Source organism: Paraburkholderia graminis, from assembly GCF_003330785.1.
GTDB classification, from domain to species: Bacteria; Pseudomonadota; Gammaproteobacteria; order Burkholderiales; family Burkholderiaceae; genus Paraburkholderia; species Paraburkholderia graminis.
Genome location: NZ_CP024934.1, coordinates 956,207 through 978,055, shown reverse-complemented (window position 1 = coordinate 978,055; position 21,849 = coordinate 956,207). Strand labels below are relative to the sequence as shown.

Genomic DNA, 21,849 nt, shown 5'->3' with positions numbered 1-21,849 from the left:
TTAACCTCGGCTCCGGTATTGATTGACCGCCTGCAGGCTCGTATTCAGATTCGGCAATTCGACGGCGGCCGAACCGGCTTCCACCTGCTTGACGAGATCGGCCACGTTTTGCGTTTTCTTCGACGACGCATCGAAGTAGCGCGTCAGCGCCGTTTGCGCAGCCTGCAGGTCGGACTTGAGCGTCGTCTGGTTGCGCGACAGGAGCGCGAGCCGCGCGGACAACAGACGCAGCTTCACGTTCTCACGCACGAAGTAGCCCTGATCGGGCGCGACCATCATCGCGTCCGCATTGTCGATGCGGCGCACCTGCACGAGGCTCGTCAACTGCTGGCCGATGCCGGTCGTCACCTCGCGCCACCACACTTTCCAGCGCGGCTCGCCAGTGGCCGCCGCGACCTTGGCCGTGTCCGCCCACGTCGCCGCTTGCGGCGTCGCATGCGCGATCGGCGCCTCGCCCGAAAGCGGCAGACTGTCGATCTGATCGACCGCGTTGTCGAGTTTGATCGCGAGACCGGTGAGGTCGGTGGAAGGCGCGGCCTTCAGCTTGTCGATGTCCTGCGCAATCGCCTTGCGCACCGCAACCGCCTGCGTGCTGTCCGACGCGGCGAGCCGCGTGTCGGCGCTTTGCAGCGCGAAGAGCGCAAGCTGCGTGTTGCCGGTCAGCTGCAACTGCTGGCTCGCGGCCGAGAGCATCTGACCCACTTCGGCGAGCGTCCAGTCGTCGCGATTGCGCGCGAGATCCGCGTATTGCTGTTGCAGCGCCTGCTGCCCGGCCTGCGCGTCGGCGAGCTTGCCTTCCAGTTGCGCGACCTGCGAGTCCGACTGACGCACCGTCGCGAGCGCCTGCTCGGTCTTGATGCGCAACTCGTTGGCTTGCGTGTCGTTCGCCTGCTGACGTTGCGTAAGCTGCTGCTCGGTGCGCTCCAGCTTGCGGTTGAGCGCATAGCCGCCCACGCCCGCGGCGCAAGCGAGAATCACGACGACAAACCACAACAGCGGTCCGCTCGCGCTGCGGCGCTTTTGCGCTTCGTAGGGCGTGAAGGGTTGGTTCGGCGGCAAGCTTGCGGTCGCGGCCGGCTGGGGTGAAGCGTTCGTGGATGCGTTCGTTTCAGTCATGCGTGATTGAGCCGGTGAATGAGCCGGATTGGACGATACCGGTTGAACTACGGTCGGCAGGGCGGCGAGCAAGGCTTGGGCGATGCGCTCGTCGCCCGCGCCGGACACCGTAATCCTATCAAAACCCAATGCCCGCGCGGTCTGCGCGATACGGGGATGCGGCGCGACGATCGTCGCGCGCTTGAGCTGCGCGATTTCGTCGGCGGTGAGATGTTCTTGCGCGAGTTCGTGCAGGTTGCGCACGCCTTCGGAACTGGTCAGAAGCCATGCGTGCGGTTCGCCCGCCAGCAGTCGATGCACGCGCGCCCAAGCCGCGATAGACGGCTCGGGCACGAGGCGCCGATACGCGGCGACCGTTTCGACTTCGGCGCCGGCTTCGCGCAGGCGGTCGGCGAGCCACTCGCGGCCGCCGTCGCCGCGCACGATCAGCACGCGCTTGCCTTCGAGATTCGCCTCGCCGAGCGCTGCGTCGATCGCGGCGAAGAGGCCTTCGGAATCAAAGCGGCCGTTGTCTTCGTCGGCGTCCGACGCCGGGCTGATGACCTGGTGCGCCGGCGCATTCACGCCGTGACGCGCGAGCGCGCGCACGCTGCCCGGCCCGACCACGCCGACCGGCAATGCATGCGGCCAGATCGCGCCGCTTCGGGCGAACGCGTGATCGATTGCGTTCGGCGACACGAATACGACGAGCGCATAACGTTCGAGCGAGCCGAGCGCGGCGCGCAACGGCGCGTCGTCTTCGACCGGGGCGATGTCGATCAGTGGAAAGTCGAGCGTGACGGCACCGGCCGCGGCAAGCCGCTCAATCAGTTCGCTCGACTGACCGGCCGGTCGCGTAATGACGACCGTGAACGCCGCCTTGCCGGCAGCCGGCGATGATGCCGACGCGTTGCCCGAAGTGTCGGTATGGGCGGCCATCAGTCGCCGGATACCGCGCTGTCCGCGGCGCCGTTGCCGGACGATGCCGCGGCGCCATCCACCGCGCTCGCCGTGCTCAACGCGCGGACGATGTCCATCGCGCCTTGCTGTTCGAGCGCGCTCGCCACTTCGCGGCCCAATGCGATGGCGCGTTCCGTGGTCGGCGCGGGTGCCGACGCCTGCGCGCTCAGCACGCGTTGACCGTCGGGCGTGGCGACGATGCCGCGCAGATGCAGCGCGCCGTCATGCCATGTCGCGTACGCGGCGAGCGGCACTTCGCAACTGCCGCCGAGCACGCGCGACACCATGCGCTCCGCCTCGACGGCCGCAGCCGTGTGTTCGTGATGCAGCGGCGCGAGCCACGCCGCGAGTTCCGCGCGGTCGGCGCGAATCTCGATGCCGAGTGCGCCCTGCCCGGCGGCGGGCAAGCTGTCTTCCGGATCGAGCAGCGCGCGGATGCGGCCTTCGAGACCGAGACGCTTCAGCCCCGCCGCCGCGAGAATGATCGCCGCGTAATCGCCGCGGTCGAGCTTGGCGAGACGCGTGTCCAGATTGCCGCGCAGCGGCCGCACTTCGAGATGCGGATAGCGCATGCGCAACATCGCTTCGCGGCGCAGGCTCGATGTGCCGACCACGGCGCCGGCCGGCAGCGCGGCGAGCGAGTCGTAATCGTTCGAGACGAGCGCATCGCGCGGGTCTTCACGCTCCATGATCGTGGATAGTGCAAAGCCCGCGGGCAATTCCATCGGCACGTCTTTCAGCGAATGCACGGCGAGGTCGGCGCGGCCATCGGCGAGCGCGGCTTCCAGTTCCTTGACGAAGAGACCCTTACCACCCACCTTCGACAGCGTACGATCGAGAATCTGATCGCCACGTGTCGTCATTCCGAGGATTTTTACGTCGCAAGATGGATATAATTTGTGCAGCGCACATCGCACATGCTCCGCCTGCCACATCGCAAGGCGGCTCTCTCGCGAAGCAATCACAAGCGTGTGGGGTGGCGCGGCAAACGTCTCGGTGTTCATTAGCTTGTCGATTGAATGACGGGATGGAATAACAAGGAATGTTAGCACGCGCTCTTGCGTTCTCCCCCTCGGTTCGCCCGCCTGCCGCCCTTACGGATCAAGGCTCGAGTAGAGGTGGAAGGGGCGCCGTGCCGACGCGGTATCGATGGAGGAGACGGGCGTCGCGCCATGCGCGGCTGCCCAGGACGTTGTGCGTGCGAAATACGGGCGACTTGCGGCTGTGGTGCGTTTGACTTTGCAGCAAGCTCTTCACGCACGGTCGTTCGCGCATCGCGGCGCCGCATGCGCGATGATTCAATGCGGCGCAACATGCGCCGTATGCGGACCTCGTCACGCGCGGCCATCCTCTCCGGCGTATCGCCATCGGTGCATACCGCTTCATGCAGTTCACGTTGCCGTTTCAGTGCAGTTCGAGTTCCGCAGTAGCAGTTCATCACTTAACAGACCCTGGCTTCCCTGAGGAAACCCATCGTGACGTCTTCCGGATCGGCGCGCTCCGCCCGCCGCAACACTGCATCGCCCAACGCTTCCACTGCCGACGACGACGCGTCGACGGCTTCCGCCTCGTCCGCCGCGGACGCACACGCCACGCAACCGGCCAAAGCTAAACGCGCGACGACTGGCGCTAAGCCTGCGAAAGCCGCGAAGGCCGCCACCGCCGCGAACGCCGCCAAAGCCATCAAGGCCGGGAAAACCTCGGTGCCCGTCAAAGCGGAAAAGACCGTCAAGACATCGAAGGCTGGCAAAGCGAACGAGGCCGCCTCCGCGATGAAGAACGGCAAAGCGAACGCGAAGGCGAAGACGAAGAGCAAAGCCGAAGACAACGCGGCGAACCTGCAAGCCGTGTCCTCGGAAAGCATCGTCATCGCCGCGCCGAAAACGAACGGCCGCACGCGCGACGACAAGGATCATCCGCTCTTCCAGGACATCCGCTATCTCGGCCGCCTGCTCGGCGACGTGCTGCGCGAACAGGAAGGCGACGCGGTGTTCGACGTCGTCGAAACGATCCGGCAGACGGCCGTGCGTTTTCGTCGCGAGGACGATAACGCCGCCGCGCAAACGCTCGACAAGAAACTGCGCTCGCTGAGCCCTGAGCAAACGGTCAGCGTGGTGCGCGCGTTCAGCTACTTCTCGCACCTCGCGAATATCGCCGAGGACCGTCACCGCAACCGCCGCCATCGTATTCACGCGCTGGCGGGCTCGGCTCCGCAGCCGGGCAGCATCGCCTATGCGCTGGAGCGGCTCGTCGAAGCGGGCGCCGCAGCAACGCCGGTGTTGCAGCAGTTTTTCAACAACGCGCTGATCGTGCCCGTCCTCACCGCGCACCCGACTGAAGTGCAGCGCAAGAGCATTCTCGATGCGGAGCACGACGTCGCGCGCCTGCTCGCCGAACGCGACCAGCAGTTGACCGACCGCGAACGCGCGCACAACGAAACGATGCTGCGCGCACGCGTCACGTCGCTATGGCAAACGCGCATGCTGCGCGACTCGCGGCTGACCGTCGCGGACGAAATCGAGAACGCGCTGTCGTACTACCGCGCGACCTTCCTTGAGGAAATTCCCGCGCTCTACGCCGATGTCGAAGAAGCGCTGAAGGAGCACGGTCTCGAAGCGCGCCTGCCGCCGTTCTTCCAGATGGGTAGCTGGATCGGCGGCGACCGCGACGGCAATCCGAACGTCACCGCCGAAACGCTCGAGCACGCGATCTCGCGCCAGGCCGAGGTCATCTTCGAACACTATCTGGAGCAGGTGCACAAGCTCGGCGCGGAATTGTCGGTGTCGAATCTGCTCGCCGGCGCGAGCGACGAACTCAAAGCGCTTGCGGAAAGCTCGCCGGATCGTTCGCCGCATCGCACGGACGAGCCGTATCGGCGCGCGCTGATCGGCATGTACACGCGGCTCGCGGCAAGCGCGCGCGTGCGTCTCGGCGAAGGCAGCGTGCCGCTGCGCAGCGCGGGACGTGGCGCAGCGCCGATTCGCGCCACGCCTTATGACGACGCCGCCGAATTCGCGCGCGACCTGCATGTGCTGATCGATTCGCTCGCCGAACATCACGGTGCGCCGCTCGCCGCGCCGCGTCTCGCGCCGCTGGCGCGCGCGGCCGAAGTGTTCGGCTTCCACCTTGCGAGCATCGACTTGCGTCAGAGTTCGGACATCCACGAAGCAGTGATCGCGGAGCTGTTCAAGCGCGCGGGCGTCCACGACGACTACGCGGCGCTCGAAGAAAGCGAGAAGCTCGACGTGCTGCTCGCCGAACTCGCGCAGCCGCGTCCGTTGCGCCTGCCGTATGCCGACTACTCGGATCTCGTGAAAAGCGAACTCGGCGTGCTGGAGCAAGCCCGTGTCACGCGCGAGAAATTCGGCGCGCGCGCGGTGCGCAACTACATCATTTCGCACACGGAGACGGTCAGCGATCTCGTCGAAGTGATGCTGCTGCAAAAAGAAACCGGCCTGCTGCAAGGGCGGCTCGGTGACGCGAACGATCCGGCCAAAGCGGCGCTGATGGTGATTCCGCTCTTCGAGACGATTCCCGACTTGCGCAACGCGCCGCACATCATGCGCGATCTGCTCGCGCTGCCGGGCGTCGATTCGATCATCGAACATCAGGGCAACGAGCAGGAAGTGATGCTCGGCTATTCGGACAGCAACAAGGACGGCGGCTTCCTCACGTCGAACTGGGAGTTGTACCGCGCCGAACTCGCGCTCGTGTCGCTCTTTAACGAACGCGGCATCACGCTGCGCCTTTTCCACGGACGCGGCGGCACCGTCGGCCGTGGCGGCGGCCCGACCTATCAGGCGATTCTGTCGCAGCCGCCTGGCACCGTCGACGGCCAGATCCGTTTGACGGAGCAAGGCGAAGTGATCGCGAGCAAGTTCGGCAACCCGGACATCGGCCGGCGCAATCTGGAAACGGTGGTCGCGGCGACGCTCGAAGCGTCGCTGCTGCCGCACGGCAATGCGCCCGCCGAACTGCCTGCATTCGAGCAAACGATGCAGCAGTTGTCCGACGCGGCGATGGCGTCGTATCGCGCGCTCGTGTACGAAACGCCCGGCTTCAAGGAGTATTTCTTCGAGTCGACGCCGATCTCGGAGATCGCGGAGCTGAACATCGGCAGCCGTCCGGCGTCGCGCAAATTACAAGATCCGAAGCAACGCAAGATCGAAGATTTGCGCGCGATTCCGTGGGGTTTTTCGTGGGGCCAATGCCGGCTGCTGCTGACGGGCTGGTACGGTTTCGGCAGCGCGGTCGCCGCGTTTCTCGACGGCGCGCCGAGCGACGCCGAACGTGGGCGCCGTCTTGCGCTGCTCAAGAAGATGCACAAGAGCTGGCCGTTCTTCTCGACGCTGCTGTCGAACATGGACATGGTGCTCGCCAAGACCGACCTCGCGGTGGCCTCGCGCTACGCGGCGCTCGTGTCCGACAAGAAGCTGCGCAAGCATGTGTTCGAGCGGATCGTCGCGGAATGGGAGCGCACCTCGAAGGTGTTGTCGGAGATCACCGGCAAGAGCGAGCGGCTCGCGGAAAATCCGCTGCTCGCGCGCTCGATCAAGAACCGTTTTCCGTATCTCGATCCGCTCAATCACTTGCAGGTGGAATTGCTCAAACGCCATCGCTCGGGCGATACCAACGCGCGCGTGCGGCGCGGGATTCATTTGACGATCAACGGGATTGCGGCGGGCTTGCGGAATACGGGCTGAAGGTGCGCGGCGACGTTTGAGAATTGAGAACGTTGCTGCCGTGCGGTTGAAATAAAGCCGGGCGTCGACCGATTGTGGTCGCGTCCGGCTTTAGTTTTTTCTGCAAGCGATCGTGCCGCGCTTAACTCGCGTCGATCATCAACGCATCGAGCTTGAACGACCCATCTTCCTTTACGTCGAAGTACTGCCGCACCTCATCCGGCGAACCGCGCCACAGCGACTGAATCGCCACGACACGCGGCTCCGGCGTGCGCATGCGCGCGATCCACGAACTGAATTCGAGGTCGATACGCCAGCGCTCGCGAATCGACGCCTTGAAGCCCGCGGCTTCGAACATCGCGATCCATTCGTCGGCGCGGTAATCGCGAATGTGCGAACCGTCGCGCAACAGTTCGATTGCCTGAATGTGCGTATCGAGCAGCGGATGATCGATGCCCGCAATGTCGATGAACAGCACCCTGCCGCCCGGCTTCAGCACGCGCCGCACTTCCGCAAGCGCGGGCGCCACGTCGTGCCAGTGATGCGCGCTCATGCGGCTCACGACCCAGTCGAAGGTGTGATCGCCGAACGGCAGTTTTTCGGCGGCGCCTTGCTGCGTGCGGATATTCGCGAGACCGCGCTCCTTCGCCGCGCTTTCGACGATCGCGAGCATCGGCGCGGCGATGTCGTAGGCGACCACCTCTTGCGCATGCGGCGCGACGGCGAAGCTCGCGTGGCCCGCGCCGCAACCCATGTCCAGCACCGTCGCGCCCGGCGTCGCGGCGACCGCTTCGGCCAGCGTGCGCAGATCGGCGCCGGTGGCATGCGTCGGACTCGTCAAATAAGCGGCGGCGGTCGAGCCAAAGGCGTCGGCGACCTGATCGTGATGCTTCATGGATAGCTCCGGTTGTCAGCGTGGGATGTCGTGTCGTGTGAATCCGCGTGTAGCGCGCGGGCAGCGCGGCCTGCCGTTCGAGTCGCTACGCCGCTACAATAGAGCCCGCCGTGTACCGGTACAAGTTAAGCAATTATTCTGGTATCTATAACACCACCCCGCCACCCTCCTCACGCTCAGCAAGAACCGAATGACCCCGCCCTCTTCCGCCGACCAGCCGCCGCCGCTCGACGCCACGCCCGCCCGCGCGCTCGGCGACTTTATCCGCGCGCATCGTGAACGGCTGTCGCCGCAAGCGGTCGGCCTGCCGCCCGGCCCGCGCCGCCGCACGCCGGGCTTGCGCCGCGAGGAAGTCGCGCAACTGTGCGGCGTGAGTCCGACCTGGTACACGTGGATCGAGCAAGGCCGTCCGGTTTCCGCTTCGGCCGATGCGCTCGCGCGCATTGCCGTCGCGTTGCAACTGTCGCGCGCCGAGCGCGCGTATCTGTTCGAGCTGGCGGCGCAGCGCGATCCGGCCGAACCCGACCCGGCCGCCGCCGACGCGCCCGCCACGCTGCTCGAAACCGTGCAACTGGTGAACGCGCCGGCCTACGTGCTGGACCGTCAATGGAATGCGCTGGCGTGGAACGAGCATGCGGCGGGGCTTTTTGTCGGCTGGCTCGACGGCGCGCACGACCGCAATCTGCTGCGCTACACGTTCACGGAAGCGGCGGCGCGCGAACTGATCGTCGATTGGGAAACGCGCGCGCGCCGGCTCGCCGCGGAGTTTCGCGCGGATTCGATCCGTCATCTGAACGATGCGCCCACGCGCGCGCTGATCGATTCGCTGACCGCCGCGAGCGACGCGTTCGCGCGCTTCTGGGCGTCGCAGGACGTCGGCGGCCGCGAAGGTGGACGGCGCGAATTCAACCATCCGCGCGACGGGCGGCTCGTCTACGATCAGATCACGTTCAAGCCTGCGCATCGTGAGGATTTGAAGCTGGTGGTGCTGGTGCGGGAGTGAGCGGTTGTGGTTGCAGCGCGTTGCATGACGTTGCGTCGCCCGGCGGCTTCAGCTCCTATGAATGGCGAGCATCAGGCCGTTCAATCGTCGGCCACGCCTCGCGCCAGTGTTAAAATCGCCGTCTTTCTTCGCTTCGGCGACGCTGCGCGCGGTCATGCCGCGTGCACTGCGCCGTCAGCCTTATCGCCGCTCGCTCAACCGCCAGGTAAGCACCGACTAAGCGCCACTTTAACCGCCGCATAACTGCCCAACACCATGACGTCCCAACTGCACAAAAAAGGCGAAGCCTGGTCGGCTCGCTTCTCGGAGCCGATGTCGGAGCTCGTCAAACGCTACACGTCGTCGGTTTTCTTCGACAAGCGTCTGGCGCTCGTCGACATCGAAGGGTCGCTTGCGCACGCCTCGATGCTAGCCGCGCAAAAGATCATCGCCGCCGACGACCTCGCCGCGATCCAACGCGGCATGGCGCAGATCAAGGGTGAAATCGAGCGCGGCGAGTTCGAGTGGCAACTCGACCTGGAAGACGTCCACCTGAACATCGAGGCGCGTCTGACCGCTCTCATCGGCGACGCCGGCAAGCGCCTGCACACGGGCCGCTCGCGTAACGACCAGGTCGCGACCGACATCCGCCTGTGGCTGCGCGGCGAGATCGACCGCATCGGCGGATTGCTGACGGAACTGCGCACCGCGCTGCTCGACATGGCGGAGAAGAACGCGTCGACCATCATGCCCGGCTTCACGCACTTGCAGGTCGCGCAGCCGGTCACGTTCGGCCATCATCTGCTCGCCTACGTCGAAATGTTTTCGCGCGACGCCGAGCGCATGCTCGACTGCCGCAAGCGCGTGAACCGCCTGCCGCTCGGCGCGGCGGCGCTCGCGGGCACGAGCTATCCGATCGACCGTCACGCGGTCGCGAAAACGCTCGGCTTCGACGGCATCTGCGCGAACTCGCTGGATGCCGTCTCGGACCGCGACTTCGCGATCGAATTCACGGCGGCGTCGGCGCTCGTGATGACGCACATCTCGCGCTTCTCCGAAGAACTCGTCTTGTGGATGAGCCCGCGCGTCGGCTTCATCGATCTGGCCGACCGCTTCTGCACCGGTTCGTCGATCATGCCGCAGAAGAAGAACCCGGACGTCCCCGAACTCGCGCGCGGCAAGACCGGCCGCGTGAACGGCCATCTGATGGCGCTGCTCACGCTGATGAAAGGCCAGCCGCTCGCGTACAACAAGGACAATCAGGAAGACAAGGAACCGCTGTTCGATACCGTCGACACAGTGGCCGACACGCTGCGTATCTTCGCTGAAATGGTCGCGGGCATTTCGGTGAAGCCGCAAGCGATGCGCGACGCCGCGTTGCAAGGCTTCTCGACGGCAACCGATCTGGCCGACTATCTGGTCAAGCGCGGCCTGGCGTTTCGCGACGCGCACGAAGCCGTTGCGCTCGCCGTGCGGATCTGCGCGGATCGCGGCATCGACCTCGCAGACCTGACGCTCGATGAAATGCGCGCGGAGCTGCCGAACGTCGCGCATCTGATCGGCGACGACGTGTTCTCGTATCTCACGCTCGAAGGCTCGGTCGCGAGCCGCAATCATCACGGCGGCACGGCGCCCGAGCAGGTGCTGGCGGCGGTTCAGGCGGCACGGCAAGCGTTGAAGTAAAACGCGGAGCGCGCCGTTCTCCGGCGCGCAAATGCATGGCAGATTGCGAAGGCGAACTCGTTAGCGAGTTCGCCTTTTTTATGCGCGCGTGCGTGCTCAGCAAGGGCGAACGCGGATTGAAACCGCGCGGTTTTTGACTACCATCGAAGCAGGTTCCGCTCTCTTTCGTGGTTCATCATGCTTACCCGCACGCGCTTCCTTCATCTTCTGACTGAATGCGGCGCTTGCCGCGGTTCGTCATCATGGCCAACGCGGCGCGGCACGGCGCTCGCGGCGTTGCTCGCGCTCGCCGCCGCTGGCTGCACCATCACGCCGCCGCCCCGCGCGGTCGTCCCGACGCCGCCCGCCGCGGTCAACAGCGCGACGCTCGATCAATATCGCGAGGCCGTCGCGCGGCGCATCGTCGAGCGCAATCCTTCGTATGTGCTGCGCGGCAAGCCTCAGGCGATGCTGCGCTCGCTCGTCGTGGTGTCGTTCACCGTCGATCGCAACGGGCATGTGGTGGACTCGTCGGTGTATCGCACGAATGGCGACGACGAAGCCGAAGGCACCGCGCTCGCCAGCTTGCGGCGCGCGTCGCCGCTGCCCTTGCCGCCGGGCAAGCTGCTGAACGGCCGCGGCCAGCTCGAACTGTTCGAAGACTGGCTTTTCAACGACGACGGCAAGTTCCAGTTGCGCGAGCTCGCCTCGCCGCAGGCGCTGACCATCGACTGAACGCGGCTTGGCCGATCGGCCAGCCGCCTTGCTGCGCAAGCGCCGCGCTCGCTATAATTTTCCGATTCCCTCGCCGGAGCACTCCGGCACGGCTCAGGCCGCCTGCTCATCCGCGGGCGTGCTAGCAGCCGATCCTGGCGGCGCCGCGCCATCCGCGCGCGCCGTGCAAGCGCTTTGTGCTTGATGCCGTGGCGTGCTGTGGCGTGTGTTGCACGCGGCGCGGCGCGAACCTCTATCATCGACACGAGCGCGCCACCACCTCAACAAAGATGCCGACTGATCTTGCCGCTGTCCGCGACTGACGGCGGTCGACCGCGCCGCTACCAGGCGCAGGCAAGCCGGCATCACGAAACATGGAGACCCTGCATGTCCACATCGCCGATTTCCGCGGCCAAGCCCAATGCGGCCGGGCAGACCAACAGCGCGCGGATCATCTTCGCGAGCTTCATCGGCACCGCGATCGAGTTCTACGATTTCTATGTCTATGCGACCGCCGCGGCGCTCGTCATCGGCCCGGTGTTTTTCCCGCATGGCTCGGCGACGGCGCAGGCGTTGTCCGCCTTCGTCACGTTCGGCATTGCCTTCGTCGCGCGGCCAATCGGCTCGTTCCTGTTCGGGCACTTCGGTGACCGCATCGGCCGCAAGTCGACGCTCGTCGCCTCGCTGCTCGTGATGGGCGTGTCCACGACGCTGATCGGCTTCGTGCCGGGCTACGACTCGATCGGCAGCCTTGCGCCGATCCTGCTGTGCATCTTGCGCTTCGGCCAGGGCATCGGCCTCGGCGGAGAATGGGGCGGCGCGGCGCTGCTCGCCACCGAAAACGCGCCGGCCGGCAAGCGCGGCTGGTTCGGCATGTTCCCGCAACTCGGGCCGTCGATCGGCTTTCTCGCGTCCAATGGGCTCTTCTTCGCGCTCGCGATGTCGCTCACCGACGAGCAGTTCCGTAGCTGGGGCTGGCGCGTGCCGTTCCTCGTCAGCGCAGTGCTGGTGGCGCTCGGCCTTTACGTGCGACTGAAGATCGCCGAGACGCCGGCCTTCCAGGCCGCCATCGAGCGGCAGGAGCGCGTGAAGGTGCCGATCGCCACGCTGCTCTCGCGGCATTGGCTGCCCACCTTGCTCGGCGCGCTCGCGATGGTGGTCTGCTACACGCTGTTCTACAACGCGACGACGTTCTCGCTGTCGTATGGCGTGTCGGTGCTGCACATTCCGCGGCAGACGTTCCTCGGGCTGCTGTGCGTCGCCGTCGTGTTCATGGCGCTCGCCACGCCGCTGTCGGCATGGGCAAGCGACCGCTATGGCCGCAAGCCGGTGCTGATCGTCGGCATCGTCGCGGCTGTGTTGTCGGGCTTTACGATGGCGCCGCTTCTCGGCAGCGGGCAAACGTCGCTCGTGCTGCTGTTCCTCGTGATCGAACTGTTCCTGATGGGCGTGACCTTCGCGCCGATGGGCGCGCTCCTGCCCGAGCTTTTCCCGACCAACGTGCGTTATACCGGCGCGGGCGTGTCGTATAACCTCGGCGGGATTCTGGGCGCGTCGGTGGCGCCGTATATCGCGCAAATGCTGGCCGCGCGCGGCGGCTTGCCGTGGGTCGGCGCGTATGTGTCGATTGCCGCGGCCGTCAGCATGATCGGCGTGCTGTGCATGCGCGAAACGCGCGACTCGCGGATGATGTGACGCGAGCGGTCCGCGAGGCGGCGCGCTTGAGCGGCTGATCGCTCAGGCGGCTGCCTCGCGGCGCTTTGCTTTGCTTCGCTGGGTGAATCCTCTGTCTTGCGCGTCTTTTTGACTTGCCTATACTCGAATTCAAATAACCCCATCGCAAGCAGGGAGGCCCGCATGAATTTCCATCTTCACAATGCGGATGTCGTGATGATCATCGCGCTCGCGCTTCTGTGTTCGTTGCTGCTCGCGCTGCGCTTCAAGCCGGCCAGTTGGAAAGGCATTGTCGTCGAGGCGCTGGCGGCGAACGCGGCTGCCATTACGGCCGTGCTCGCGGTCGAAATGCTGATTGCCTGACGGTCCGCCGCGCTCTTGCCTGAGGGTGCTTCGCGACGGGCCGCCCGTTGAGTCGGCTCAGCGGTCTCAACGGTAGTAATAGCCGTGATGGTGGTAATAGCCGCCACCGCCACCGCCGTAGTAATAGCCCGGCGCCGGAGCGACGATGCAGCCGCCCAGCATGCTTGCGAGCACGGTGCCGGCGATCAGGGTGAGGATCAAGCGTTTCATGTCGTTCTCCGTCGAATCAGATTATTCGAGCTCAAGCCCCGAATGACTCGATTGAACACGACGCGCGCCTGCTTGAACGTTGCCAGTTGTAAGGGAAGATCACGCCGGTGTTACAGGTTCGCCGACGCCGGCGGGCATTGCGCAACGCTTTCCACGAAGCGCCGACATTCTCGAAACAACCGACGAAAACACCGCCTATACTGACTTGCATGTGCCAAGCGCCGACGCCGCCTTGCAGGCATTGCGCGGCGGCTTGGCAAAGGTGAGAGCGAGCCCGCCGCCACACGGCTCGCAACCGGCCCATGTGGGCGCATTGGTGGCACGAACCGGCACGAACCGGCGCGAGCCCCACGCGCAACCGGCGTGACGGCCAACGAAAAGCGACAGATTTAACAACCGTGTAATGCGGCAACACGGCGTGTAATCCCCATCCTCTTCGCCCGACGTTCCCCGACGCGGGCGTTTCAGGGCGTCACGTGACAGGGCCGGTTCGCATAGGCACTCTGCGCGTGACGCCCTTTTCTTTTGAGCAAACGATTGCGCGGCCAAAGCCAACCGCGCTCAAGCCGCGGCCGAGCCCTGCTGTGCGGCGAGAGTCTGCGTTGGCCGAAGAATGGAATAGTCTTTGCTGAACCGGGCAAAGGCCGTCCAGCGGATTAACAACGGCGTCCTGCAGCGCTCGCCTTACAACATGCCTTTTCACTCTATTTCAGCAGGCTTTCATACGTTTTAGAGCCATCCGCGGGCTTTATACTTTCCCCTTTGCTTTCCAGATACTCATGCCACGAGCGCAACCTTTTCTTTCTTCCGGGATTCTGCGTCGAGGCAAGCGCCTTTGGCGTCAATACGGCATTTTCTGGCTCGGCGCGATCGCGGTCGGACTCGTCGCGGTGCTTTACGCGCGGCTGATCGACTGGGGCTACGACGAATTCCGCGCGGTGCAGCGCGAGCATGTGTGGGCGCCGCTCATCATCACGCCCGCCGTGGCCGCGCTCGCCGTGTGGCTGACGCGCAAGTTTTTCCGCGGCGCCGAGGGTAGCGGCATCCCGCAAGTGATCGCCACGCTTCATGCGAAGCCCGGCGAATATGGCGCGCGGCTGCTGTCGTTTCGCATCCTGCTCGGCAAGATCGCCGTGTCGTTTCTGGCGATTCTCGGCGGCTTCACGATCGGCCGCGAAGGTCCGACGGTGCAAGTGGGCGCGGCGCTCATGTTCAATCTGCGCAGGCTTTATCCGCGCTCGAATGCGCTGATCGAGCGGCAACTCGTGCTGGCCGGCGCGGCAGCGGGTTTGTCGGCGGCTTTCAACACGCCGCTTGCGGGCATCGTGTTCGCCATCGAGGAACTGACGCGCAGTTTCGAAGCGCGCGCGAGCGGCGTGCTGATTACGGCGATCATCATCGCCGGCGTGATTGCGCTCGGCCTGAACGGCAACTACACGTACTTCGGCACGATTCAGATCGGCGCGCACTTTCCGAACTTGCTTGCGCTCGCGGTGCTGCTGACGGCCATCGTCACCGGCATTGCGGGCGGCGTGTTCGGCTGGCTGCTGCTGAACACCGCGCGCTGGATTCCCGCGCCGCTGCGCCGCTTGCACGGCGAGCGGCCCGTCGTGTTCGCGGCGTTGTGCGGCCTGGTGATAGCGGTGGTCGGCATCGTGTCGGGCGGCACCACGTTCGGCAGCGGCTACGCGGAAGCGCGCGGCCTGCTCGACGGACAGGAACAGCTCTCCGTGTTCTATCCGTTTCTCAAGATGATCTCGATGGTCGGCTCGTACCTGCCCGGCATTCCGGGCGGCATCTTCGCGCCGTCGCTGTCGATCGGCGCGGGCTTCGGCAATCTGCTGCACATGGTGTTCGGCTCGATGCAACTGCCGATGCTGATCGCGCTCGCGATGGTCGGCTATCTCGCGGCCGTCACGCAATCGCCGATCACGTCGTTTGTCATCGTGATGGAGATGATCAACGGTCACGCGCTCGTGATTTCGCTGATGGCGACCGCGCTGATCGCGAGCCGCGTGTCGCGCATGTTCGCCCCGGCGCTTTATGAGGCGCTTTCGGAGCGCTATCGGGCGCCGCTGCCCCGTCCGGCGCCCGCTCCGGTGCCGGAGGTGCCGGAAGTGGATGCGCCGGAGGCGGCGGCGGCGAGCGCTGCTGAGGGTTCCGGTGAGGCGTCGGGGGATGCTTCGGCTGATGCGCCGGCTGATGCGTCGATTAATGCGGCCGGTGAGGCGCCCGGCAAACACACCGACTAAAGACGGCCCGGCCTCGGGTTCCCGGTAAGCGGCGTTCGCGCGTCGCTTCATTCGCGACGCGCGTCGACATGCGCGCTGCCAGAAAATCCTGTCACGCCACGCAAAGACCGACGACCCGATCGGCCCCCCCGCACCACGCGTCTGCCGCCAGGAATTCAGCGATCCCGAGATTGACGCCACCGCCGCGCCCTACCACCTTCGCGCAATCTCCATCTTGATCTAGAGCAACCAAAGTCTGTCGCCAGCTAACAAGCTGACGTCGCGTCGTCACGTCCGCTCGTCAGAAACACGCCCCCTTAGACGCCCGCTTGCAAGTTTGCAAACTATGCACTGACTTTTAGGACTGGTCCGATAAATCAGTCTACCTAATTACTTAATAATCTGTCCGCCCTTACGGGAAGCTTAGCGACTCAACCTCGGGATTCGGCAGCCAAGACCGAAAAATCGCCGGCGCCGGCGCGTGTTCCGGTTCGGTGCGCTATGTGTCGTTCATCAACCTACCTCGGTCAACACCCTGGAGTACATCTCAATGAAAAAAATCGCATTCCCCCTGATCGTCGCGGCAATGGGTCTCGTTGCTTCAGCAGCGCACGCTGCACCTGCCAGCAACGGCGGCGTCCTGACCATCACCGGCCAGTTGACGGCGAACACCTGCACGGTGAGCGGCAATGGTCAGGGCAACAACTTCGCGGTCACGCTGCCGACGCTGTCTGCCGCGACGCTGTCCGCCGCGGGTTCGACGGCAGGCTCGACGGGTTTTAACATCGCTCTGAGCGCCTGCACGCCGTCGACGGGCACCGTCCACACGTTCTGGGAATACGGCGCGAACACGCTGGCCGACGGCAACCTGCGCAACAACGGCACCGCCGCGAACGTGGAAGTGCAACTGGTCGACTACAACGGCACGCAAAAGGTCCTCGACGTCAGCAAGGCCGACGGCGCGCAGAACGCACAAACCGCCACGATCACGGGCGGCAGCGCAAACCTGCAATATGCGGCGCAATACGTGTCACCGGCCGGCGGCGCCACCGCTGGCAGCGTGACGACCAACGTCACGTACTCGATGATCTATCAGTAATCAACATGCTCTGAACGACAACTTCGCGTTACGTCATTTTTTAGTATGACTAAGCACATGCGGCGTTATCCGCGCCGCGTGTCGCTACAGCCGATGAGGCCTGTATGCGATTGCTTATCTGTCCTTTCAGGCATTGACTCGCTGTGGGAGCGCCGATGTCCTGGCGCGCGGCGCCGCGCAATCTTCGCGGCGCCATTTCACCGAAGTCCGTTTTTCAGGTTGAGCGTTATGAATATCCGCAAACTCCTTGGCAGCGCAATGACCGCTAGCGTGCTCGCACTGGGCGCACTGCTGCCCTTCTCGGCGCATGCTTCTGTCGTCATTGCCGGTACGCGTGTCGTCTATAACGCGACGGACAGCGAAGTCACGCTGAAGCTCTCGAATGTCGGTAAGTCCCCCGCCCTTGCGCAGGTGTGGCTCGACAAGGGCGACCCGAAAGTCGACCCGAGCAAACTCGACCTCCCGTTCGTGCTGACGCCGCCGCTGGCTCGCATCGATCCGGACAAGTCGCAGACCCTCCGCATTGCCTATACCGGTGAAGCGATGCCTAGCGACCGCGAAACCCTTCTGTGGTTCAACTTGCTGGAAGTCCCACCCAAGCCCGCAGCGGCAGAGGTTGGAGCGAACTATGTGCAGCTCGCGTTCCGTTCGCGCCTGAAATTCTTCTTCCGGCCGGCCGGCCTGCAAGGCAAGGCCGACGACGCACCGGCCAAGCTCGTATGGCGCCTCGGCACGCATGACGGCAAGCCGGCCCTGCTGGTCTCGAATCCCACGCCGTTTCACGTCACGATCATCGAGGCCCTCGTCGGCGAAGGCCCGAATCCGGCGAAGTTCGACGAAGGCGGCATGGTCGATCCTGGCGGCGAGCTTGCACTGCCGCTGTCGGCTACCCCTGCTGCCGGCAAGGTCTCATTCACGACGCTCAACGACTACGGCGGTCCCATGAAACACGAGGCGACGCTGCAATAAAGCCGTGGCCTGCCAGAGCGCGGGTGAAACGGATCGACGCTGCGAAGGAATCCGAACTTTCGTCAGCCGGACGGGGTGCGTCGGGTCGAAATGACCCTGGCGCGCAAACAGGATCAATTGTCGCGGTCAGCGGGTGCGTGCCGATGTGTTGACAGTCGGCCGGGCGCCCTGTTGCCCGCGATTCCGGCACCACCATGAACAATAGCAATTCGAAATCCAGTTCCCGGCGCGCTCAGGCCGAGCCGTTATCCTTGAGCCGGGCTAGCATGGCCGTTCTGCTGGCATTCACCGCCGCACGCGCGCATGCCGATGGCCTGTCAATCGGAAAGACCCCTCCGTCGATGGCGTCCCTGCTTCCCGCGGAAGCCGGGCGCACGCCGCAATCGCTGCCCGACCCCACGATGACTCCCGCGCCGGACTCCGCGGATGCCGCCCCACGCGCCGTCGACGTGGCGCAAGCCGGGGCATCGTCGGACATGCAGGCGGGCCGTCGCCCTGCTTCGCCCGATAGCGGAGCCGTCAACACCGCGCATCCGGCGATGGCCTCGCGGCTCCCGCCCAGCGAGATCACCGCTTCCACTTCCGCCGCCGCGCCCCAGACCGTCGAGTTCAACTCGCAGTTCCTGACCGGCAGCGGCGCGGCGAACGTCGATATTTCGCGGTTCGACCAAGGCAACGTCGCCTTGCCGGGACACTACCGGGCGGCGCTCTATGTGAACGGCGTCTGGATTGGCGTAGCGGATGTTAACCTGCGTGAACTGAACGGCCAGAAGCGCAACGTCCAGCCGACGTTCGACCGCGACCTGCTTACGCGCGCGGGCGTGGACCTGACGCGTCTCACCGACGCTGCACGCGCCAAGCTCGACAGCGCAGCGAATCAAGGCACCGCGGCGCTGCTGCCGGACCTCATCCCGCAAGCGACGGCGAGTTTCGACGCGGGCGAGCAGCGCCTCGACGTGACCATTCCGCAGGCCATGATGAGCCGCAACGCACGCGGCTGGGTCGACCCCAAGTTCTGGGACGACGGCGTGCCGGCCGCGACGCTTCAGTACAACGCCAACCTGTATCACACGAACGGCAGCGGCCTGTCGACCACGCAGGGCTATCTCGGCATCAACGCGGGCGTGAACGTCGGCGCGTGGCGCTTCCGCTATAACGGCAACGTCACGAGCGGCAACATGTCGGGCACGCATCTGCAAAGCATGCAGACGTACCTGCAACGCTCGTTCGAACCCATCAAGAGCCAGTTGACGATCGGCGATTCGTACACCGACGGTACGATCTTCGACAGCTTCGGTGTGCGCGGCGTCCAGCTCACCACCGACGACCGCATGTATCCCGAGTCGCAGCGCGGCTATGCGCCGACTGTGCGCGGCATCGCGAACAGCAATGCGAAGGTCGAGGTCAAGCAGAACGGCAACATCATCTACACGACCACGGTCGCGCCGGGGCCGTTCGAGATCAACGATCTTTATCCCACTGGCTATGGCGGCGACCTCCAGGTCGTCGTGACGGAAGCCGATGGCAGCCAGCATGCGTCGGCAGTTCCGTATGCGGCGCCAGTGAACGCGCTGCGCGAGGGTCGCTGGCGCTATAGCACGGCGCTCGGACAGTACCGCAACACGAGTCTGCGGAACCATCCGGTTGTGTTCGAGGCCGGTGTGCAGCATGGCCTGAACAATTTCGTCACGTTGTATGGCGGGACGATCGTCGCGGAGAATTACGTCTCCGGCGCGATTGGTGCGGCACTGGATACGCCGATCGGCGCGTTCGCGGCCGACCTGACGCAGGCCAACTCGAACTTCAGGAACATTCCGGGCCGCAACGGACAAAGTTTGCGGATTTCGTATTCGCGCGTCATCGCGCCTACGGACACGAGCGTCACGCTCGCCGCTTATCGCTACTCGACCAACGGCTTCCTGAGCGTGCAGGACGCGATGAATCTGCGCGACCTGGCGCTGCGCGGCATCCCCAATACGAACGGCGGCATCCAGAAAGGACGGCTTCAGCTCACGCTGAACCAGAACCTGAAGTCCTGGGGCTCCATCTACGCTTCCGGCTTCACGCAGAACTACTGGAACAAGCCGAATCGCGATACGTCGTTCCAGGTTGGCTACAACACGAACGTCGGGCGGGTGGGCGTGGGCGTGTCGGCGTCGCGGGAACTCGACATCAACACCACGCGCTGGAACAACCGCGTGATGCTGAACCTCAACATTCCGCTCGACATCGGTTCGAAAGTCGCCAACACGACGACGAGCTTCGCCCACGACTCGCGCGACAACAGCAATCAGATTCAGGAAGCGTTCACGGGCGCAGCCGGCGTCGACAACGAGTTCAATTATGGCGTCTCGACGGGCTACGACTCGGCGAGCGGCAACGGCGGCAGCATCAACGCGAATGCGGGCTATCTGAGCCGGTACACGCAGGTGCGCGGCAACGCCGGCTATTCAGGCGGCTACACCCAGGCCGGCGCAGGACTCTCCGGCACGATCGTCGCCTATCCGGGCGGCGTGGTGCTCTCGCCGCAGACGGGCGACACACTCGCGGTCATCGAAGCGAAGGACGCCGTGGGCGCGCGGGTCGCCACCGCGCCAGGTGTGCGCGTCGATGACAACGGACTCGCTGTCGTGGCCGGCATGCAGCCGTACTCGCTGAACACGGTCGAGATCGACACCAAGGGCCTGCCGATGGGCGTCGATCTGAAGAGCACCGAACAGCACTTCGCGCCGACAGCGGGTGCCGTCGTGCGCGTGAAGTTCGACACCGAGAATCGCGGCCAGGCGACGTTGCTGCGCCTGAGCCGCCCGAATGGCGATCCGGTGCCGTTCGGCGCCGACGTGCTTGACGACAAGGGCAGCAACGTCGGCACCGTTACGCAGGGTAGCCGCGCGATGTTCTACACCAAGGCAGTGACAGGCGAGTTGCTCGTCAAGTGGGGCCAAGGCGTTGGGCAGTCATGCAAGATCAGCTACGGATTGCCCGTCGCGCAAAGAGACAAGCCGGCGGCAACGGTGTTCTCGGACGCGAGCTGCAATTGAACGAACGCGAACAATCGACGGCCTGGCGAAAGCCCGCTCGGAGCGATGACAGTGTCATCGCGACCGACGCGGCTTGCCATTGAGCGACCATAGACAAGGTATTGTATGAACGCTTTTAAGAGATTCCTTTCCCGATCCAGACGCTTGCATCTGACGATGTCGTGTCTGATGGGACTTCTATGCGGCGCAGTAACGCCGCTGGCCCACGCCGATAGTTGTTCAGGAGGCGGGCAGACTATCACCCTGCCATTCCCGTCCACTCTGACCGCACCCAGGGATGCCGTGGTCGGCGCCGTCATCTCGCCGTGGGTGTCCACGCCGTGGCAAACCTTCTCGTGCAGTTCGACGAAGATCCAGGCCGCTACCTTTATTACGGCGTCGTTGCTGATGTCGTCCAGCACCGGTTATTCGGTGTCGTACTCTGGTTACACATTTCCGGTGTACGCCACCAACTATCCGGGCATTGGCATTGCGGTCGGTTGGCAGGACATGCAGGGAGGATCCGTTGTAACCAACGACGGGCCCATCAACCCAAGCGTAAATAACGGCTATGGCTACAACGGCAGTACATCGGTGCGAGGCCTGATATACGCCGCCTTCGTCAAGACCGGCCCGATCAGCGGGGGAACGCTCGCCGGGCAATCGGTCGGGCAACTGACACCGGGTACGTGGTCCTACGTGACGACGCCTCCGACTAATGTGTCGGTTATGTACTCTCAGTCTGACACGGCCGTATTCCCGACGCTTAACGTGGTGAACGCCTCGTGCACCACCCCGGACGTCTCCATACCGCTCGGCACGTTTCCTACGACAGGCTTCACTGCGATCGGCCGAACGACCACTACCGCCAACTTCAGCATCAGTCTGAACAACTGCCCCGCCGGCATGAATTCGATCAAATACCGGATCGATCCGACGACGACCGTGCTGAACAGTTCGCAGTCGGTGGTGGCGCTCGACAGCACTTCGTCGGCCACAGGCGTCGGCGTGCAACTGCTCAACAGCGCCGGCTCGGCCGCGTTCCCGTTCAGCAGTCTGCAGACGTTCAGCGGCTATAGCTCGAGCACGGGCGGCAGCTATACGATTCCGCTGGCCGCACGTTACTACCAGACGAGCGCCACGGTTACGCCTGGTCCGGCCAATACGTCAATGACCGTGACCATGCAATATCAGTGATTCCGCAGGCAGACAGGCGCGGCAACGCCGACGCAACGAACCGGACCTATGCAACGGTCCGGCTCATTGCGCCTTTTGCAGCGACTCGACGCCCCG

General features: G+C 64.7%; 15 protein-coding genes. 11 read left to right on the top strand and 4 right to left on the bottom strand.

Going from position 1 to position 21,849, the window contains the following annotated elements; all coding sequences use genetic code 11:
* The gene (gene hemDX, locus CUJ91_RS04285; RefSeq protein WP_114155876.1) at nt 1–2,034 is read right to left on the bottom strand and encodes a fused uroporphyrinogen-III synthase HemD/membrane protein HemX; all 2,034 of its coding nucleotides are present in this window, start codon (nt 2,032–2,034) and stop codon (nt 1–3) included.
* Nucleotides 2,034–3,059, bottom strand: a complete 1,026-nt coding sequence (gene hemC, locus CUJ91_RS04280; RefSeq protein ID WP_029971904.1) for a hydroxymethylbilane synthase — start codon at nt 3,057–3,059, stop codon at nt 2,034–2,036. Before hemC ends, hemDX begins: the two co-directional genes overlap by 1 nt.
* A gap of 471 nt (nt 3,060–3,530) precedes the next feature.
* Here hemC and ppc point away from each other — a divergent pair, with 471 nt between their 5' ends.
* Nucleotides 3,531–6,758, top strand: a complete 3,228-nt coding sequence (ppc, locus tag CUJ91_RS04275) for a phosphoenolpyruvate carboxylase (RefSeq protein ID WP_114155875.1) — start codon at nt 3,531–3,533, stop codon at nt 6,756–6,758.
* Between the two features lie 121 nt (nt 6,759–6,879).
* Here the strand turns inward: ppc and CUJ91_RS04270 are convergent, their stop codons facing one another.
* Nucleotides 6,880–7,632, bottom strand: a complete 753-nt coding sequence (locus CUJ91_RS04270) for a class I SAM-dependent methyltransferase (RefSeq protein ID WP_006048476.1) — start codon at nt 7,630–7,632, stop codon at nt 6,880–6,882.
* Between the two features lie 190 nt (nt 7,633–7,822).
* On the opposite strand from CUJ91_RS04270, the gene CUJ91_RS04265 reads away from it, so the two are divergent.
* The 5 genes from CUJ91_RS04265 to CUJ91_RS04245 all read left to right on the top strand — a co-directional run bounded on the left by CUJ91_RS04265 (nt 7,823) and on the right by CUJ91_RS04245 (nt 13,027).
* Nucleotides 7,823–8,635 (top strand): helix-turn-helix transcriptional regulator, encoded by an 813-nt coding sequence (locus tag CUJ91_RS04265; protein WP_107707184.1) that lies wholly within the window; start codon nt 7,823–7,825, stop codon nt 8,633–8,635.
* Nucleotides 8,636–8,890: 255 nt separating this feature from the next.
* On the top strand, nt 8,891–10,297 hold the full coding sequence (gene argH / locus CUJ91_RS04260; protein WP_114155874.1) for an argininosuccinate lyase: 1,407 nt from the start codon (nt 8,891–8,893) through the stop codon (nt 10,295–10,297).
* Between the two features lie 177 nt (nt 10,298–10,474).
* A complete protein-coding gene (locus CUJ91_RS04255) occupies nt 10,475–11,011 on the top strand; it encodes an energy transducer TonB family protein (protein ID WP_006048479.1) in 537 nt (178 codons plus the stop codon).
* Nucleotides 11,012–11,377: 366 nt separating this feature from the next.
* Entirely contained in the window at nt 11,378–12,685 is a 1,308-nt protein-coding gene (locus tag CUJ91_RS04250) for an MFS transporter (RefSeq protein ID WP_029971900.1), read from the top strand.
* A gap of 162 nt (nt 12,686–12,847) precedes the next feature.
* Nucleotides 12,848–13,027, top strand: a complete 180-nt coding sequence (locus CUJ91_RS04245) for a hypothetical protein (protein WP_114155873.1) — start codon at nt 12,848–12,850, stop codon at nt 13,025–13,027.
* A gap of 66 nt (nt 13,028–13,093) precedes the next feature.
* Here the strand turns inward: CUJ91_RS04245 and CUJ91_RS34305 are convergent, their stop codons facing one another.
* On the bottom strand, nt 13,094–13,237 hold the full coding sequence (locus CUJ91_RS34305; RefSeq protein WP_006048482.1) for a hypothetical protein: 144 nt from the start codon (nt 13,235–13,237) through the stop codon (nt 13,094–13,096).
* 779 nt (nt 13,238–14,016) lie between these two features.
* On the opposite strand from CUJ91_RS34305, the gene CUJ91_RS04240 reads away from it, so the two are divergent.
* The 5 genes from CUJ91_RS04240 (at nt 14,017) to CUJ91_RS34585 (ending at nt 21,753) form a co-directional block, all read left to right on the top strand.
* Nucleotides 14,017–15,489 (top strand): chloride channel protein, encoded by a 1,473-nt coding sequence (locus tag CUJ91_RS04240; RefSeq protein ID WP_114155872.1) that lies wholly within the window; start codon nt 14,017–14,019, stop codon nt 15,487–15,489.
* Between the two features lie 529 nt (nt 15,490–16,018).
* Nucleotides 16,019–16,567, top strand: coding sequence for a fimbrial protein (locus tag CUJ91_RS04235; RefSeq protein ID WP_029971898.1), 549 nt, complete (start codon nt 16,019–16,021; stop codon nt 16,565–16,567).
* A 258-nt stretch (nt 16,568–16,825) separates the two neighbouring features.
* On the top strand, nt 16,826–17,536 hold the full coding sequence (locus CUJ91_RS04230; RefSeq protein WP_374710146.1) for a fimbria/pilus periplasmic chaperone: 711 nt from the start codon (nt 16,826–16,828) through the stop codon (nt 17,534–17,536).
* 266 nt (nt 17,537–17,802) lie between these two features.
* Nucleotides 17,803–20,577: a fimbria/pilus outer membrane usher protein gene (locus CUJ91_RS04225; RefSeq protein ID WP_114155871.1), complete on the top strand. Its 2,775-nt coding sequence runs from the start codon at nt 17,803–17,805 to the stop codon at nt 20,575–20,577.
* 144 nt (nt 20,578–20,721) lie between these two features.
* Nucleotides 20,722–21,753 carry a fimbrial protein gene (locus CUJ91_RS34585; protein WP_208716145.1) on the top strand — a complete coding sequence of 344 codons (1,032 nt, stop codon included), beginning with the start codon at nt 20,722–20,724 and terminating at the stop codon, nt 21,751–21,753.
* The last annotated feature ends 96 nt before the right edge of the window (nt 21,754–21,849 follow it).